At 53.1% G+C, this 14,576-nt stretch carries 12 protein-coding genes and 1 tRNA gene; 9 read left to right on the top strand and 4 right to left on the bottom strand.

Annotated features, from left to right (window positions below):
* Positions 1-12 precede the first annotated feature (12 nt).
* From scpA to ACOQPU_RS01570, 3 genes are all read right to left on the bottom strand, one after another.
* Positions 13-2,169 (bottom strand): methylmalonyl-CoA mutase, encoded by a 2,157-nt coding sequence (scpA, locus tag ACOQPU_RS01580; protein ID WP_420643383.1) that lies wholly within the window; start codon positions 2,167-2,169, stop codon positions 13-15.
* Positions 2,170-2,434: 265 nt separating this feature from the next.
* Positions 2,435-3,517, bottom strand: coding sequence for a hypothetical protein (locus ACOQPU_RS01575; RefSeq protein ID WP_420643382.1), 1,083 nt, complete (start codon positions 3,515-3,517; stop codon positions 2,435-2,437).
* Positions 3,518-3,553: 36 nt separating this feature from the next.
* The gene (locus ACOQPU_RS01570) at positions 3,554-3,799 is read right to left on the bottom strand and encodes a hypothetical protein (protein ID WP_420643381.1); all 246 of its coding nucleotides are present in this window, start codon (positions 3,797-3,799) and stop codon (positions 3,554-3,556) included.
* Between the two features lie 60 nt (positions 3,800-3,859).
* Between ACOQPU_RS01570 and ACOQPU_RS01565 the strand changes: the two genes are divergently transcribed.
* The 7 genes from ACOQPU_RS01565 to ACOQPU_RS01535 all read left to right on the top strand — a co-directional run bounded on the left by ACOQPU_RS01565 (position 3,860) and on the right by ACOQPU_RS01535 (position 12,128).
* A complete protein-coding gene (locus ACOQPU_RS01565; protein WP_420643380.1) occupies positions 3,860-6,163 on the top strand; it encodes a DUF389 domain-containing protein in 2,304 nt (767 codons plus the stop codon).
* Between the two features lie 171 nt (positions 6,164-6,334).
* A tRNA-Lys gene (locus ACOQPU_RS01560) sits at positions 6,335-6,407 on the top strand.
* A gap of 65 nt (positions 6,408-6,472) precedes the next feature.
* A complete protein-coding gene (locus ACOQPU_RS01555; RefSeq protein WP_420643379.1) occupies positions 6,473-6,979 on the top strand; it encodes a shikimate kinase in 507 nt (168 codons plus the stop codon).
* Between the two features lie 62 nt (positions 6,980-7,041).
* Complete coding sequence (gene aroB, locus ACOQPU_RS01550; RefSeq protein ID WP_420643378.1) at positions 7,042-8,115, top strand: 3-dehydroquinate synthase; 1,074 nt, start codon at positions 7,042-7,044, stop codon at positions 8,113-8,115.
* A gap of 180 nt (positions 8,116-8,295) precedes the next feature.
* Positions 8,296-8,781: a transcription elongation factor GreA gene (gene greA / locus ACOQPU_RS01545; RefSeq protein WP_420643377.1), complete on the top strand. Its 486-nt coding sequence runs from the start codon at positions 8,296-8,298 to the stop codon at positions 8,779-8,781.
* A 178-nt stretch (positions 8,782-8,959) separates the two neighbouring features.
* On the top strand, positions 8,960-10,489 hold the full coding sequence (gene lysS, locus ACOQPU_RS01540; RefSeq protein WP_420643376.1) for a lysine--tRNA ligase: 1,530 nt from the start codon (positions 8,960-8,962) through the stop codon (positions 10,487-10,489).
* A gap of 337 nt (positions 10,490-10,826) precedes the next feature.
* Entirely contained in the window at positions 10,827-12,128 is a 1,302-nt protein-coding gene (locus ACOQPU_RS01535) for an IS701 family transposase (RefSeq protein WP_420640693.1), read from the top strand.
* A 315-nt stretch (positions 12,129-12,443) separates the two neighbouring features.
* Here ACOQPU_RS01535 and ACOQPU_RS01530 read toward each other — a convergent pair whose 3' ends face one another.
* The gene (locus ACOQPU_RS01530) at positions 12,444-12,635 is read right to left on the bottom strand and encodes a hypothetical protein (protein WP_420643375.1); all 192 of its coding nucleotides are present in this window, start codon (positions 12,633-12,635) and stop codon (positions 12,444-12,446) included.
* Positions 12,636-12,730: 95 nt separating this feature from the next.
* On the opposite strand from ACOQPU_RS01530, the gene ACOQPU_RS01525 reads away from it, so the two are divergent.
* Entirely contained in the window at positions 12,731-14,056 is a 1,326-nt protein-coding gene (locus ACOQPU_RS01525) for a cytochrome P450 (RefSeq protein ID WP_420643374.1), read from the top strand.
* A gap of 84 nt (positions 14,057-14,140) precedes the next feature.
* On the top strand, positions 14,141-14,566 hold the full coding sequence (locus tag ACOQPU_RS01520) for a VOC family protein (RefSeq protein ID WP_420645797.1): 426 nt from the start codon (positions 14,141-14,143) through the stop codon (positions 14,564-14,566).
* The last annotated feature ends 10 nt before the right edge of the window (positions 14,567-14,576 follow it).

Below are 14,576 nucleotides of genomic sequence, written 5' to 3'. Positions count from 1 at the left end.
GAATTAATGTGTTCAGCCTTCGTGTCCTAGGCGATTTTTGAGTTCTTGCAGCACTTTTTGAGCGGCGACGGGGATGACTGTGCCGGGGCCAAAGATGGCCGCTGCACCGTGATCGGTGAGGAATTGATAATCCTGCGCTGGAATGACGCCACCGATGACCACCATGATGTCGGAACGGCCGTACTTTTCCAACTCCTCCACCAACTGCGGCAATAACGTTTTGTGTCCCGCTGCCAGGGAGCTAATCCCTACGACGTGCACATCATTTTCGATGGCTTGCTTGGCAACCTCGGCCGGAGTTTGGAAGAGGGGGCCAATGTCTACATCAAAGCCGAGATCAGCGAAGGCGGTGGCTACCACTTTGGCACCACGGTCGTGGCCGTCCTGGCCGATTTTGGCTACCATGATGCGCGGGCGGCGGCCCTCTAGCTCCTCAAATTCATCGGCCATCTGCCGCACGGTTTCGATTTCCATTTTCTCTCCAAATTCGCTGCTGTAGACGCCGCCAATCGAGCGGATGGTGGCTTTGTGGCGACCCCACACTTGCTCCAGCGCGCCGGAAATCTCACCCAGGCTGGCACGGGCCCGCGCAGCAACGACGGCCAATTCCAGCAGATTGCCCTTGCCAGATTCGGCCGCAGCGGTGAGGGCGTTGAGTGCTTTTTCCACTTCGGCGGCGTCTCGTCCTGCTCGCAGTTCAGCTAATCGGGTAATTTGGGCTTGGCGAACGGCCGTGTTGTCCACCTCCAAAATATCAATCGGGTCTTCGTGGTCGAGCCGATACTTGTTCACGCCCACAATTGTTTCCTGACCAGAATCAATATGTGCCTGGCGGCGTGCGGCCGCTTCCTCAATCCGCATCTTGGGCAAGCCAGTCTCTAACGCTTTGGCCATGCCGCCCAACGCTTCCACTTCCTGAATGTGCGCCCAGGCACGCTCGGCTAGCTCGTGCGTGAGCGTTTCGACAAGATACGAACCAGCCCACGGATCAACGGTGCGGGTGATGCCCGTTTCATGCTGCAAATAAAGCTGCGTGTTGCGCGCAATCCGCGCCGAAAAGTCGGTGGGCAGAGCAATGGCTTCGTCCAGGGCATTGGTGTGTAGCGACTGGGTACCGCCAAAGGCCGCGGCCATCGCTTCCAGGCAGGTACGGGCCACGTTATTAAATGGGTCTTGCTCGGTCAGGCTCCAGCCGGAGGTTTGGCTGTGGGTACGCAGAGCCATTGATTTGGGGTTTTGGGGATTGAACAGCTTCACGATTTTGGCCCAGAGCAGCCGCCCGGCGCGCATTTTGGCAATTTCCATAAACACATTCATGCCCACGGCCCAGAAGAATGAGATGCGCGGGGCAAAATCGTCGATGTTCATGCCAGCGGCAATGCCGGCGCGCAAATATTCCAGTCCATCTGCCAGCGTGTAGGCTAGCTCGATGTCGGCGGTAGCACCAGCTTCTTGCATGTGGTAGCCGGAGACGCTGATGGCGTTGAATTTGGGCATCTCTTGCGAGGTGTAGGCGAAGATGTCGCCGACAATGCGCATGGAGGGGACAGGGGGGTAAATGTAGGTGTTGCGCACCATGTACTCTTTGAGGATGTCGTTCTGGATGGTGCCGGTGAGCTGCTCATGCGCTACGCCCTGTTCCTCGGCGGCAACGATGTAGAAAGCGAGGATGGGCAGTACCGCGCCGTTCATGGTCATGGAGACGGACATTTTATCGAGCGGAATGCCGTCGAACAAAACGCGCATATCTAAAATGGAGTCGATGGCTACGCCTGCTTTGCCCACATCGCCCACCACGCGCTCATGGTCGGAGTCGTAGCCGCGATGGGTGGCCAGATCGAAGGCAATGGAGAGGCCGCGTTGCCCGGCAGCGAGATTGCGGCGGTAGAAAGCGTTGCTTTCTTCGGCGGTGCTGAACCCGGCATATTGGCGCACGGTCCACGGCCGTACGGCGTACATGGCAGGGTAGGGGCCACGTAAATAGGGTGGAATCCCCGCAACAAAGTCGAGGTGCTCCATGTTTTGTAGATCGGTGTGGGTGTAGAACGGCCGTACCTCTATTTGTTCCAACGTTTGCCAAGTGGAGGATGGGGTGGTGGGAACGGCCGTATCCGCCGCTGATTTGCTTGGCGATTGGTAGTTGATTTTGGTGAAATCAGGTTGGTTCATCTTCTTCTCCACAAATAAGTATTCTTCCTAGAAATAATTTGCTGGCATCAGCGTTATATCGCTAACTTTCGGCATTATAACTTTTTCTTAGGAGAGATGATAAGTCAAACCGCATGTGAATAACATGATATTTGCCAGTAATCAATTATTTTTTGCGGGCAGTATCTGATGGTTTGTGGTGGGGATGCCTTGACAGTCGCATCAATCATTGGGTTTATCCAGCATTTTAAAACCGATTACAGAATACTGCTCACCGATTACTGGATTACGCTCTTTCCTGCTCTGCTAACGCTTTCTGCAATGGCTCGGTGCCAAGCTGCTGCACTAAAAAGTGGGCAATGGTCGCTTTTTGGTTGCTAGTATTGGCTTCAGGGTCGGGTTGGGCGGCATCGCGTACATATTGAATTGGCTTTTCTGTGGTGAACAATTTCTCAGCTAGCGTCACCATTTCTGGCAAGCTGTATTGCTCCACAATCTGCCAGATGAGTCGGTCAGTGCTGGTTGGCTTGCCCATTGCTACTGCTTCGGGGCTAAGACCCTGCATGGCTTGGGTGAGCAACAGTTCTACATACGCTTGGCCGCCATTCTCCAAAACCATGAGGGCAATGCTGGATTTGGCAAAGTTTTCCGGTGCTTTGGGGTCTAGCAGCTTCTCTAAATCTGATTTGCGCTGCTCCTCTTGCTCGCGGGTGAGGGTGGCACGGGCAGTGATAGTGTACCAGGCGATGTCGTACAGTTCAGCCATGGAGGGGTAGTAGTCAAGCAGGCGAGTAACGGCCGTTCGCCTGTTATTCATCAGCTCCAAATCAATTTGGGTACGCGCTAGATTCTGGAACTGGTCATACAGCCAACCCAGGTTGAGGGCCACTTCACCCTCTTGCCCATCATCCCCAATGCGCTTGGCCAGCACAAACCGGGTGCGAATAATTGCCTGAAAGCCCACCCCCACACTAAGAACCTGCAAACTCGGATTCATCTCCGTCATGGTGACGCGCACAACCACCAGGGCAATCATAGCGGCAACAACGTTAACCGCTACCAAAATCCAGGCCCAGCGGGTGCGCAATGCTTCACGTGGGTACGTTTGGAAGGTGGAGACCAGTTCGGCAATAGCCACGGTTGACCCCAGCAGACCAACCAGAATGTACGGCGAGATGCGTGCCATAAAGCCATAAACGTTGGTTTGCAGAGGTGCTATCCAATTGGGCGTTGCCTCGGTTATGGGGAAAACAATAATCGTGATGAGCGCAGCGAGCAGCAGAAGAAAAATGATTGCGCTCACTTTCATGCCACGCGTAATTTTTGTGCGGCGACCAAAGGTAATCTCTTCTGGAGGGGGTGCAGCCATTGGGAGCGTCCGGTTATGGTGGTAATTAAATTGAGCTTAGACCAGGCTGCCGTTTAGATAAACGCGCGCTTCTGTGGTGATGGCCACCAACATGCCATCGGGACTGTTGGTATCATCCCGTAGCAAAACAAAACCTGCGCTGGACAAATCGCGCAGTACCGATAACGTTTTTCCTGGCAGCGTCCACGTCTCGGCGGCAACCTCGCTGGGACTCATGGCACCCCGTTTGGCTAAGGTTTGCAATACTTTTCGCTCTTCTTCTTCTAGCTCAAACCGTTTCATTTGGTTGCTCCTAAAAACTGATGCCCTCATTATAGCATAAATTGTTTGGACTTAGGCAGGTTGCTTCTTTCAAAAAGTAACGGCCGTTTGCTATACTTGTGTCCTATGCAGCTAATCGACGGCCAGCTTCCCCAAGAAAAATTGTGGCGCGCTCTGGTAATTTTATCCCCAAAAGAGCCTTTAGGTCGTGCCTGGCAGCTCGCGCTGGCGTTGGCGCGTGCCAATGATGGCCAGCTCATTGCTGGCATCTACCTGCCAGACATGAACCCTGCGGCTCAAAAGGCGGCCCGTGCCCATGCTGAAATGATTCAAGGGTTGGAGCCTGAAGCAACTGACATCACCATTTTGCAGATGACATCGCTTAATTTTGACCGCGCCCTGGAAAAGTTTGTACATGAAGCGGCCATTGACTTGCTAGTAGCCCACTTGGATGGTCCGATTGCGTTTAATCTGAATCGGGTCTCGTGTGCGGTGGCGGCTGTCCGGGGGGATCATCCTGAAGTGATTGGGGAAACGGCCGTTTCTCTCAGTGACGAATTAGATCACATCATTGTACCCACAGCGGGCGGCCCCAACACGGCGCATGCCCTTACGTTTTTGCTCCCTCTCACGCACAAGGTGAAGGTAACGGCCGTTTACATCGCCCAGGAATTTTTGCAAAATCAGGAAGCATTGGGACAGGCGCGCCTGCGCCAGCTTATGCAGTTTGTAGATGCCAACGACCGCATCGAAACCAGAGTCGTTACGGCGCGCACCGTCACCGAAGGCATTACCAATCTAGCCAGAGAAGCGTGCGATTTGGTCATGATTGGAGCCAGCCAGGAAAGCTCCATCGACAAAATTTTATTTGGTGATGTGCCTGCTGCCGTGGTGCGCCAAAGCAAAAAACCGGTCGTCATTGTACGGCAGCCTCGCAGCCGGCTGGGTAGCTGGTGGGACAATGCTGCCTGGAATTTGCGGCGATTTTTACCCCGCATGGAACTGCGCGATCGTATCGAGGCGTACACCCGCATCCGGCGCAGTGCTCGCCCTGATCTTGACTTTTACATACTCATTTCATTGTCTTCCATCATTGCAGCATTAGGGTTAATAATTAGCAGCCCGGCGGTAGTGATTGGTGCCATGCTTGTGGCTCCTCTAATGTCGCCAATGGTGGGCACTGGCCTGGCGGTTGTGCTGGGAGATGCCCGCTTCCTGCGCCTCTCGCTGGGGGCAGTGATACGCGGCATGTTGTTAGCCATTGGGGTGAGTGCGCTGGCAGGATTGCTCAGCATTGGTCAGCCAGCGACGTCAGAGCTCCTGGCCCGTACCCAACCCACATTAATAGATTTGGCAATTGCGCTTTTTTCCGGCCTGGCTGGCGGGTATGCCCTGGCCCGCTCTGATGCTGCTGGAGCATTGCCCGGCGTTGCTATTGCCGCCGCCCTGGTGCCACCGTTGGCCACTGTGGGCATTTCGTTTACGGCTGGACGGTATACTCATGCCTTTGGGGCGATGCTGCTGTTTATCGCTAACTTTGTTTCGATTAGCTCTGCTACGGCCTTAATGTTTCTCATATTGGGGTTCCGTCCCACCGTGAACCAAAAATCGCGGCGGGCTGTGCAAGCACGCAGTGGCCGTGTGGCCCTCATTTCGCTGGGCGTGGTGACGGCCTTGATTGTTGGCTTTACTTACCAATTGGCGCAGGAACAGGCACGCCTGACGCGCATCAATGAGGTGGTAGAAGAGAAGCTAGAAGAGATAGCCGGGGCCACGCTGGATGAGGCACCGGAAGCTGTGTTTGAGGGGGACTTGCTCATTCTGGACATCACGGCGCGTTCGACGTCGCCACTGCCGTATCGCGTGGTTGAGGATTTGCAAACGGCCATCGGGGCTACCTTGAAGGATGAAGGCATTTTGGAAAGCGTGGCGCTAACGCTGGAAGTGATCGAAGTCACGAAGCTAGACCCAGAGGTGCCCCCCACACTTACACCTACGCCACTCCCCACGCTAACGTTTACGCCTGGCCCGACACCAACGGCGACAGCCACGCAAACTTTTACCCCGTCCCCGCAGCCGACGGCAACGGCCACTGCCACAGTGCTGCCTACGGAAACTCCCACTCAAACGCCCACGCCGTCGCCAACATTTACGCCCACGGCGACGCCAACCGCCACGCCGCGAACGGCCGTCATCACTTACCCCTTTGGCACCAATTTGCGTCTGGAACCTCGGCTGGATGCGCCTGTGCTAACGGTGCTGTCCGTAGACACAGTTGTAGTGTTGCTGGATGGCACGGTGACGGCCGATGGTTTTACGTGGCAAGAAGTATTTGTAGACGGCCGTACCGGTTGGCTTTCTGCCGAATTTTTGCAGGAGCGATAGTTGCCAACTGTACGTTTATTGGGATCGTAGAAATATTGCAGCGAATTGGCTCGAATTCACGCGAAAAAGAGTCAAATTCGTGAAGATTCGCGCCAATTCATTGCTGAATTTAAGCGCAGCGGAAGTTGTTTTTGCCCCAAAATTTTGTATAATCCTCTCCGCTTTAAGCAAGGCCCTGTAGCTCAATTGGCAGAGCAACTGACTCTTAATCAGCAGGTTGAAGGTTCGAGTCCTTCCAGGGTCACTTTTATCTTAAGTCCGCTCTCTTTGAGCGGCTTTTTGTTTGTGTGACACGGAAATAATACCGAGATGTCAACGCCAAATATCATTCTCACAGGCTTCATGGGCACGGGCAAAACGACGGTGGGTAAACTGTTAGCACGGCGGCTGCAACGGCCGTTCACAGACACTGACGCGCTCATTGTGGAACGAGACGGCCGTTCCATTGCTGACATTTTTGCCCAGGATGGCGAAGCGGCGTTCCGAACTTGGGAGCGCACTATCGCCTTGGAGCTGGCACAGCAGCAGGGCCTTATCATCGCCACAGGCGGGCGTCTGATGCTGGACGATGTGAACGCCGAGGCGTTGGCGGCATCGGGACACGTGTTTTGCTTAACGGCTGTCCCAGACACCATTTTGGCGCGAGTGAAAGATGATGAAAAACGGCCGTTGCTCAACGTACCCAACCCGGCTGAACAAATTGCCCAACTACTGGCAATGCGCCGCGAAGGATACGGCAGTTTCCCCCAAATTAGCACCGATGGCAAAACGGCCGTGCAGGTTGCCGATGAAATTTTTTTAGCGGTTGGTGGCTAGTGGCTAGGGGTTTGACTAGCAACCAGTCACTAACCACCAACCACTATACTCAAGGAGCAACTGTGAAATTAGAACCAACTTGCCTTCCTGTCACACACCCAACTGGTCAGTACGATGTGCTTGTGGGCACTGACTTGCTGTCCAATTTGCCTGAGCTGGCGGACATTCGTGGCCCAATTGCGCTCATCACCGACAGCCATGTGGGGCCGCTGCACGCCCATCGACTGGGGGAGGTGGCCTGTACGGTCACGATTCCCGCCGGGGAGCAGCACAAAACGCTGACCACCGTGGCAACCATCTACGATCAACTGTTAGCCGCTGGCATTGACCGCCAAGCGACGGTAGTGGCACTGGGTGGTGGCGTGGTGGGGGATGTAGCTGGCTTCGTCGCTGCTACCTACCTGCGCGGGGTCGATTTTGTGCAATGCCCCACCAGTTTGCTGGCAATGGTGGATGCCAGCGTGGGGGGCAAAACCGGCCTGGATTTGCCGCAAGGCAAAAATTTGGTGGGGGCTTTCAAACAGCCAACGGCCGTACTCGCCGATGTTTCCACTTTGCATACCTTACCCCCGGAAGAGTTCGCCGCAGGCATGGCGGAAGTTGTAAAGCATAGCTTGATCAGCAATCCTGAGCTTTTTGGGAGATTAGAGACTAGAGATTGGAAATTAACTGCCCAATCTTCAATCTCTAATCTCCAATCTCTTGTTGCCACAGCCATTGAGGTAAAGCGGGATGTGGTGCAAGAAGACCCGTTCGAGCAGGGACGGCGAGCGACGCTCAATTTAGGACACACCTTCGGCCACGCCATCGAGCAAGTCAGTGGCTACCGGGTGCGGCATGGAGAAGGGGTGGCGATGGGATTGGTGGCTGCGGCTAGCTTGTCGGCACGGCTGGCGCATTGCGACCTGGCCTTGCAGGGGCGCATTGAATCAGCTTTGCAGGCACAAGGGCTGCCCACGCGCATCCCGGCGGAGTTTGAGGCCAATGCTATCTATCAGGCGATGTTCAGCGACAAGAAAAAAGCGGCGGGTAAGCTGCGCTTTATTTTGCTGCGGGATGTGGGTAATGTGTTCATGACGGGAGAAGTTTCGGAGCAAGATGTGTTGGCTTGCTTAACGGCCGTACAATCCACCTGATTTCTCTCTTTACAATAGGACTGTTTTTGATATAATTTTTCGCCTGACGACTATAACGCAGTTGCTGCCGCTGTTTACAGCGGTTTTGCCGTCTTAGGGGCGGTAAAGAAAAGAGTTTGTAACATATTGCCAGTCTCAGAAAAAATCTTACAAATCTACGGATTTGCGCAGGGGTAAATAATGACATTAATGAAGCCTCACCTATTAACGGAAGAAGGTTTAGACAAATTAACAAAAGAATTACATCATCTTCGCACCGAAGGGCGAGAAAAAGTAGCAGACCGACTGCATCGCGCCTTTCAGGATGGGCAAGATGATGACTTTGTGGAAAATGCTGAGTTGGAAGCCGCCCGCAATGAACAGGCATTTCTGGAAGGGCGCATTCAGGAACTGGAAGATATCCTCAAGAATTACCAACTAATTGATGACAACGGTGGGTCACCGGATGTTGTCAATGTTGGCGACTGGGTGACCGTTTCTGAAGCAGGGTTTGACGACGAAGAGCGGTACCATCTGGTTGGTGCAGCTGAAGCTGATCCGGCGGCCGGGCGTATTTCCAATGAGAGTCCATTGGGCCTTGCTTTGTTAGGTGCCAAGGTCGGCGAAGTAGTGCGCGTGAACGCACCCAACGGGGTTTTGGAATTTCGCGTTGTTAAGATTGGGTAACTGCGTAAACTGTTACCCGGTATGATTTTGCTTTTTAAGGCCCGTGGATAACACGGGCTTTTTTGATAGGTTTATCCACAGATTACGCAGATTAGCGCAGATTTTTAAATTTATTGATCTCTGTGAATCTCTGCGCCTCCTCCGTGTAACCCTGTGTTCCGCTTTTTAGGAGAAATGAATGTCTTGGGAACCAACACCGCTAGAACAAAAACGTCTGGATAAAATTGATCAACTGCGTGACGTGGGCATCGAGCCGTATCCGCTGCGCGTTGACCGCACCCACACCAGCACCGAGGCGATTACCGCCTTCGAAACGGCCGAATCTACCCAAGGCGAAGACGCGCCAGAGATCGAAGCGACTTTGTGCGGCCGGTTGGTAAGCAGCCGCGACATGGGCAAGACGGTTTTTGCGCATATCGAGGATGGTTACGGCCGTATTCAGCTGTTCGTCCGTCGTCAGGCCATCGGTGAAGAATCCCATCATATCTTTCGTAAACTGCTCGATTTAGGTGATTTTGTGCAGGCAACTGGCGTGTTATTCCGCACCCGCACGGGTGAAGTAAGCCTGCGCGTTAGCGAATGGAAGCTGCTGGCCAAAGCCGTCAGCCCATTGCCAGTGGTGAAAGAGCAAGAAGTAGACGGCGAAATTGTGCGCCACAATGCCTTTAGCGATGTGGAAGAGCGATACCGTCAGCGGTACGCCGATTTGGCGGTAAACCCAGAGGTGCGCGAAATCTTCAAAATCCGTGCCAAAGTTATCTCTGCCCTGCGCCGTTACTTTGAAGACCACGACTTTTTAGAGGTTGAGACCCCGGTTTTACAACCTTTGTATGGGGGGGCTGCCGCACGGCCGTTTACCACCCACCACAACCAGCTAAAGCAAGAACTCTACCTGCGCATCTCCTTCGAGCTGTACCTCAAACGGCTGCTCGTTGGCGGCATCGAACGCGTCTATGAAATCGGGCGCGACTTCCGCAACGAGGGCGTTAGCTTCAAGCACAATCCCGAATTCACTATGCTAGAGTTCTACGCCGCCTACTGGGATTATCATAACGTAATGGATTTCACTGAGGGAATGGTGAAATACGTGGCTGAACAGGTTTGGGGCAAAAGCGAGATTGTCTACCAGGGCAACACAATTAACCTGGGCGGCAATTGGCCGCGTATTACTATGCGGGATGCTATCAAGCAGTTTGCCGAGATTGATTACATGGAACACCCTGATGCGCCCAGCCTGGCCAACGCCATCCGCGAGGCGGGCGGTCACGCGCCGATTGGGGCAAGCTGGGGCAAGCTGATTGATGGGCTATTTGGCGATTTTGTGGAGCCAAAACTGATTCAGCCAACTATTATTACCACCTACCCACGCGACATTTCGCCGCTGGCTAAAGCGATTCCCGGCGATCCCAGGCATGTGGAGCGGTTTGAATTTTTCATTGCCGGCATGGAAATGGGCAACGCCTTTACTGAGCTAAACGATCCGCTGGATCAGCAGAAGCGGTTTGAAGATTTGCAAAAACTGTACGCCAAAGACGACGACGAGCTAAACCCCATCGACGAAGATTATTTGCGTGCCATGCGGTACGGGATGCCGCCCAACGGCGGCTTTGGCGTGGGCGTAGACCGGCTGGTGATGCTCATGGCCGACAAAGCCACCATCCGCGAAGTGCTCCTCTTCCCCCACCTCCGCGAACGCGACGAGGGGTAGCTGCCCAAGATAACAAAAGTCTTCAAGACTTTTGTTATCTTCAAGTGATTTAAAATGGCTGATGATGCTTATCTAGTCACAGAATCTCCAGCAGGAACCAAGATTGAAATCCTGAGGCATCCAGATCTCCCTTTGGGGGGCTTTCTGCTTGAGGTCTTTCTATTGAATATATTATTACTTTGACAATGTTAAATTAGGCTCGTGAGAGCCAATATCAGTAAAATTTGAAAATGGAAAAGAAAAAACTTCACGGTTAGCCCAGTGGGGGCTAAATGAAGCAGCTATCGATAAATTGGGTGAGCGGCTTGACCAGTATCATGAACGTTATCGTTATTGGATGAAAACCAAGACACGCGATACCAGTGAATATGGCTATCATTACCTGAGTGGCTTGTTACGAATGGAGAGCAACCGGCATATCAGCGGGATTGCCCGTGTAGCGGGAATCCCCGAACAAAATCTGCAACAATTCATCGCCGATTCACCTTGGGCCGGGAACGATTTGATCGCCGTCCTGCAACAAGATATCAGCAGTTTGCCCCACTACCAGCAAGGCAGTGTCCTCATTGCTGATGAAAGTGCAGAGGAGAAGGCCGGTGATGGCAGCGCCGGCAGCAGTCGGCAGCACAATGGTCGCCTGGGAAAAGTTGACATGAGTCAGGTGGGTGTGTTTTTGGCCTTGGCCAAAGATGGCTACCGCACCTGGATTGATGGCGAACTGTACTTGCCAGAAAAATGGTTCACCCCGGCCTATGCGCGGCGACGCAACAAGCTAGCCATCCCCGCTGACCGGGAATTTCAGACCAAGATCGAACTGGTACTGGTCATGGTCAAGCGGGTCCTGGCCAATGGCGTCGCCTTTGACGCCTTTGACTGCGACAGCTTGTATGGCCGCAGCCACTGGTTGCGGGCTGAATTAGACCAGCTGTCCATCCAATACTTTGCCGATATTCCCTGCAACTTGTCGCTTTATCTGGAGAAACCTCAGGTCATCCGGGAACCAAAGCGCAAGCATGTCCAAATTACTGTGTTAGGCAGTCAGACCACACCTGAACAACTGGCATCGGCGTTCTCATTCACCGCCATCACCCTTCGTCCACATGAACGGGGCCATCTCACTGCCCAATTTGCCCGGCAACGGGTGTGGACCGTCAGTGAAGAGGGAAGTTGCCGCCAGGAATGGCTGCTGATCCGCCGCGCCAACGGTAAAGTTACTTATTCACTGAGCAATGCCCCGGCTGATATTCCTCTGGAGACAATGGCCCGGCACAAGTCGCATCGCTACTTCATCGAACGGGCCCATCAGGACGCCAAATCGGAGTTGGGGTGGGATGAATTTCAGGCCCAGAAGTACCCTGCCTGGGTTCACCATCTCGCCTTGACCATCATGGCCAGTGCCTTCATCACCGAAACCTTGCTCGAGTGGACGGAGGCATATCCTCGTGACCCGGCTTTGTTGGCTGCCTACGAAACGGATACTTTGCCCAATTTATCGATTGTTAACGTTCGTACCTTGCTACGAGCCGCGTTGCCGTTGCCGCAGTTGTCGTCACGCCAGGCGGCTGAATTGGTTGTCAAACACTTGGATAATCGTACTCGCTCACGAAAGTCACGGCTTAGAAAGGCTCGTGGCCCGTGAATCTAACATTGTCAAATTACTTACCCTTTTTATTTTAGGTCTAGGTTTTTTTGGACGACACGCTTGGTTTTGTTTGACCATGTATTTTTTTCTAGCCGCATTTGGTTCCCTGAATTTATTGATTTGGAATTATTGGTCAAAGGTCACTGTGGAACTTACTAACAATTACTTCAAGATTCAGCGTTTCAGTTTGCCATCCTGGTCAAGGATACAAAGCTATCAATTTAGTGAAGTGAAAAATCTACACGTCATTCAACCAGGCGAAAAACTGGCTGCATTTGAAAGTGTTTTTGGCTTGAGGCTCTTATTTGTAAATTATCGAGGAATCATTGGGTTTGAAACGCCCAGGGGATGATGATTCGATTTGGTTGGGGGTTGAGCAATGCCGAGGAGATTGTAGCCATCATACAACAATGGCTCAATGAAGGTTGAAGCAGAACTTTTCTTCATGTTTACAAAAAAAAGCCCGACAGCAAAACACGTCGGGCTTTTTTCTTGGGTTTTCATTTCTCGTTCGGGTATGATATGGCTAACTTTTATTGGCGAATTAACGGTTAGTTGAAAGCGAAACGGCCGTAATTTTTTGTGTATCCTAGAGAAAAATGAATACTAAACCCAGTGGTATCAGTGAACGAAACCTGCGGAAACCGCCTTTTTTTTCGGGAGGGGCGCGAGAGCTAGTACGGGCACCGCATCGCTTCTTTTTGCAGCTTACCCGCGACTACGGCGACGTGGTGCAGTACCGGGCCACGCCAGAACCTGCCTTCCTGTTCAACCATCCCGACTTTGTGAAACATATTTTGGTGAGCAACGGCCGTATCTACAATAAAGATACCCACCTCAACAAATACATGCTCCAGGCCGTGACGGGGCAGGGGTTACTCACCAGCGAAAATCCCCTGTGGCGCAAGCAACGCCGCCTCATGCAGCCATTTTTCCACCGTCGCTACCTGGCCCGCTTTGCCGATCTGATGGCTACTGCCACCCATGAGACATTGGATATTATCGAGAGTTATGCCGCGCAAAAACGGCCGTTTGACATGGCCAACGAGATGATGACGCTGACGCTCAACATTGTGTCCCGCACCTTGTTTGGCTACGACATGGAATCCCACTCTGAGCGCATCGGCCAGGCTGTTAACACGCTGATCGAGATTGCCAAACCCAAGCGAAAGCGGTTTCAGGAAACCCTCAAGGTACTAGATGAGATTGTTTTTGACGTGATTCAGCGGCGACGGCAACGGCCGCACGCGGAACAACACGATTTGCTAGATATGCTTATCCAGGCCCGATATGAAGACAGCGGTGAGGGAATGAGTGACCAGCAAATTCGGGACGAGGTGATGTCATTGCTCATTGCCGGGCATGAAACCACCGCCAACACGCTGGGCTGGCTCTGGTATTTGCTGGCCCAGCAGCCAGCGGTCGTTAGTCAGATTGAGGATGAGTTAGAGGTGGTTTTGAACGGCCGTTCCCCCACCGTCGCCGATTTCCCAAAATTAACTTACTGCGACAAGGTCATCAAAGAGGCAATGCGCCTCTACCCGTCAGCCTGGTCCATTAGCCGCCGAGCTTTGGTTGATGACCAGATTGGCGGCTACGAAATACCAAAAGGGTCGATTGTGGCCGTCAGCCCCTACACCTTGCATCGCCACCCCACTTTTTGGCCGGAGCCAGAAACGTTCAACCCAGAACGATTCACGCCAGAGCAGGAAGCTGCCCGGCATCGTTATGCATACATTCCCTTCGGCGCGGGGGCACGCAAGTGTATTGGTGATCAATTTGCCCTCATGGAAAGCATCATCATCTTGCCCATGACCTTGCAGCGTTTTCGACTCAAGCTCGTCCCTGACCACTCCATTGAAGAACATGCCTTAGTAACATTGCGGGCCAGACACGGCATTTTAATGACCGCTGCATCACGTTAAGAGAAACTGTCCCACAGGTTCCCACCGCAACTTTTTCCAAGGGTCGTCCTTTCGGTAGGTTTACGGTGGAAAGGAAACGCATTTCTGAAACAAGCAATTATTCACATTGCCTTGGTCGTGCGGGATTACGACGAGGCCATCGCTTTTTATACCGAAAAACTCAACTTTTCCCTTATTGAAGATACATACCAGCCAGAGCAGGATAAGCGATGGGTGGTGGTTGCCCCGCCTGGTGTCAGCGGCACAACGCTGCTGCTGGCTCGCGCCTCCAAGCCGGAACAAGAACCGTTCATTGGCAACCAGACGGGTGGGCGCGTCTTCCTCTTCCTGCACACCGATGATTTTTGGCGCGATTACCACGCCATGCGCGCTAAAGGCGTCCCGTTCATCCGCGAACCAAAAGAAGCTGCCTATGGCACGGTGGCCGTCTTTGCCGATTTGTACGGCAACCTGTGGGATTTGCTTGAGCTGAAGGATGGTCATCCCATCCTTCAGCGTCTTGAAAGTTAGGAGTTTTCCA

Source organism: Candidatus Leptofilum sp. (assembly GCF_965223285.1).
GTDB lineage: Bacteria > Chloroflexota > Anaerolineae > Promineifilales > Promineifilaceae > Leptofilum.
Note: the sequence above shows the minus strand (reverse complement) of the source record. Positions and strands in the feature narration are given on the sequence as shown.

What these genes read in the sequence shown, in the direction of transcription:
- scpA (WP_420643383.1), bottom strand. Translation starts at nt 2,169, where the DNA reads ATGAACCAACCTGATTTCACCAAAATCAACTACCAATCGCCAAGCAAA.
- ACOQPU_RS01575 (WP_420643382.1), bottom strand. Translation starts at nt 3,517, where the DNA reads ATGGCTGCACCCCCTCCAGAAGAGATTACCTTTGGTCGCCGCACAAAA.
- ACOQPU_RS01570 (WP_420643381.1), bottom strand. Translation starts at nt 3,799, where the DNA reads ATGAAACGGTTTGAGCTAGAAGAAGAAGAGCGAAAAGTATTGCAAACC.
- ACOQPU_RS01555 (WP_420643379.1), top strand. Translation starts at nt 6,473, where the DNA reads ATGTCAACGCCAAATATCATTCTCACAGGCTTCATGGGCACGGGCAAA.
- greA (WP_420643377.1), top strand. Translation starts at nt 8,296, where the DNA reads ATGACATTAATGAAGCCTCACCTATTAACGGAAGAAGGTTTAGACAAA.
- lysS (WP_420643376.1), top strand. Translation starts at nt 8,960, where the DNA reads ATGTCTTGGGAACCAACACCGCTAGAACAAAAACGTCTGGATAAAATT.
- ACOQPU_RS01535 (WP_420640693.1), top strand. Translation starts at nt 10,827, where the DNA reads ATGAAAACCAAGACACGCGATACCAGTGAATATGGCTATCATTACCTG.
- ACOQPU_RS01530 (WP_420643375.1), bottom strand. Translation starts at nt 12,635, where the DNA reads ATGAAAACCCAAGAAAAAAGCCCGACGTGTTTTGCTGTCGGGCTTTTT.
- ACOQPU_RS01525 (WP_420643374.1), top strand. Translation starts at nt 12,731, where the DNA reads ATGAATACTAAACCCAGTGGTATCAGTGAACGAAACCTGCGGAAACCG.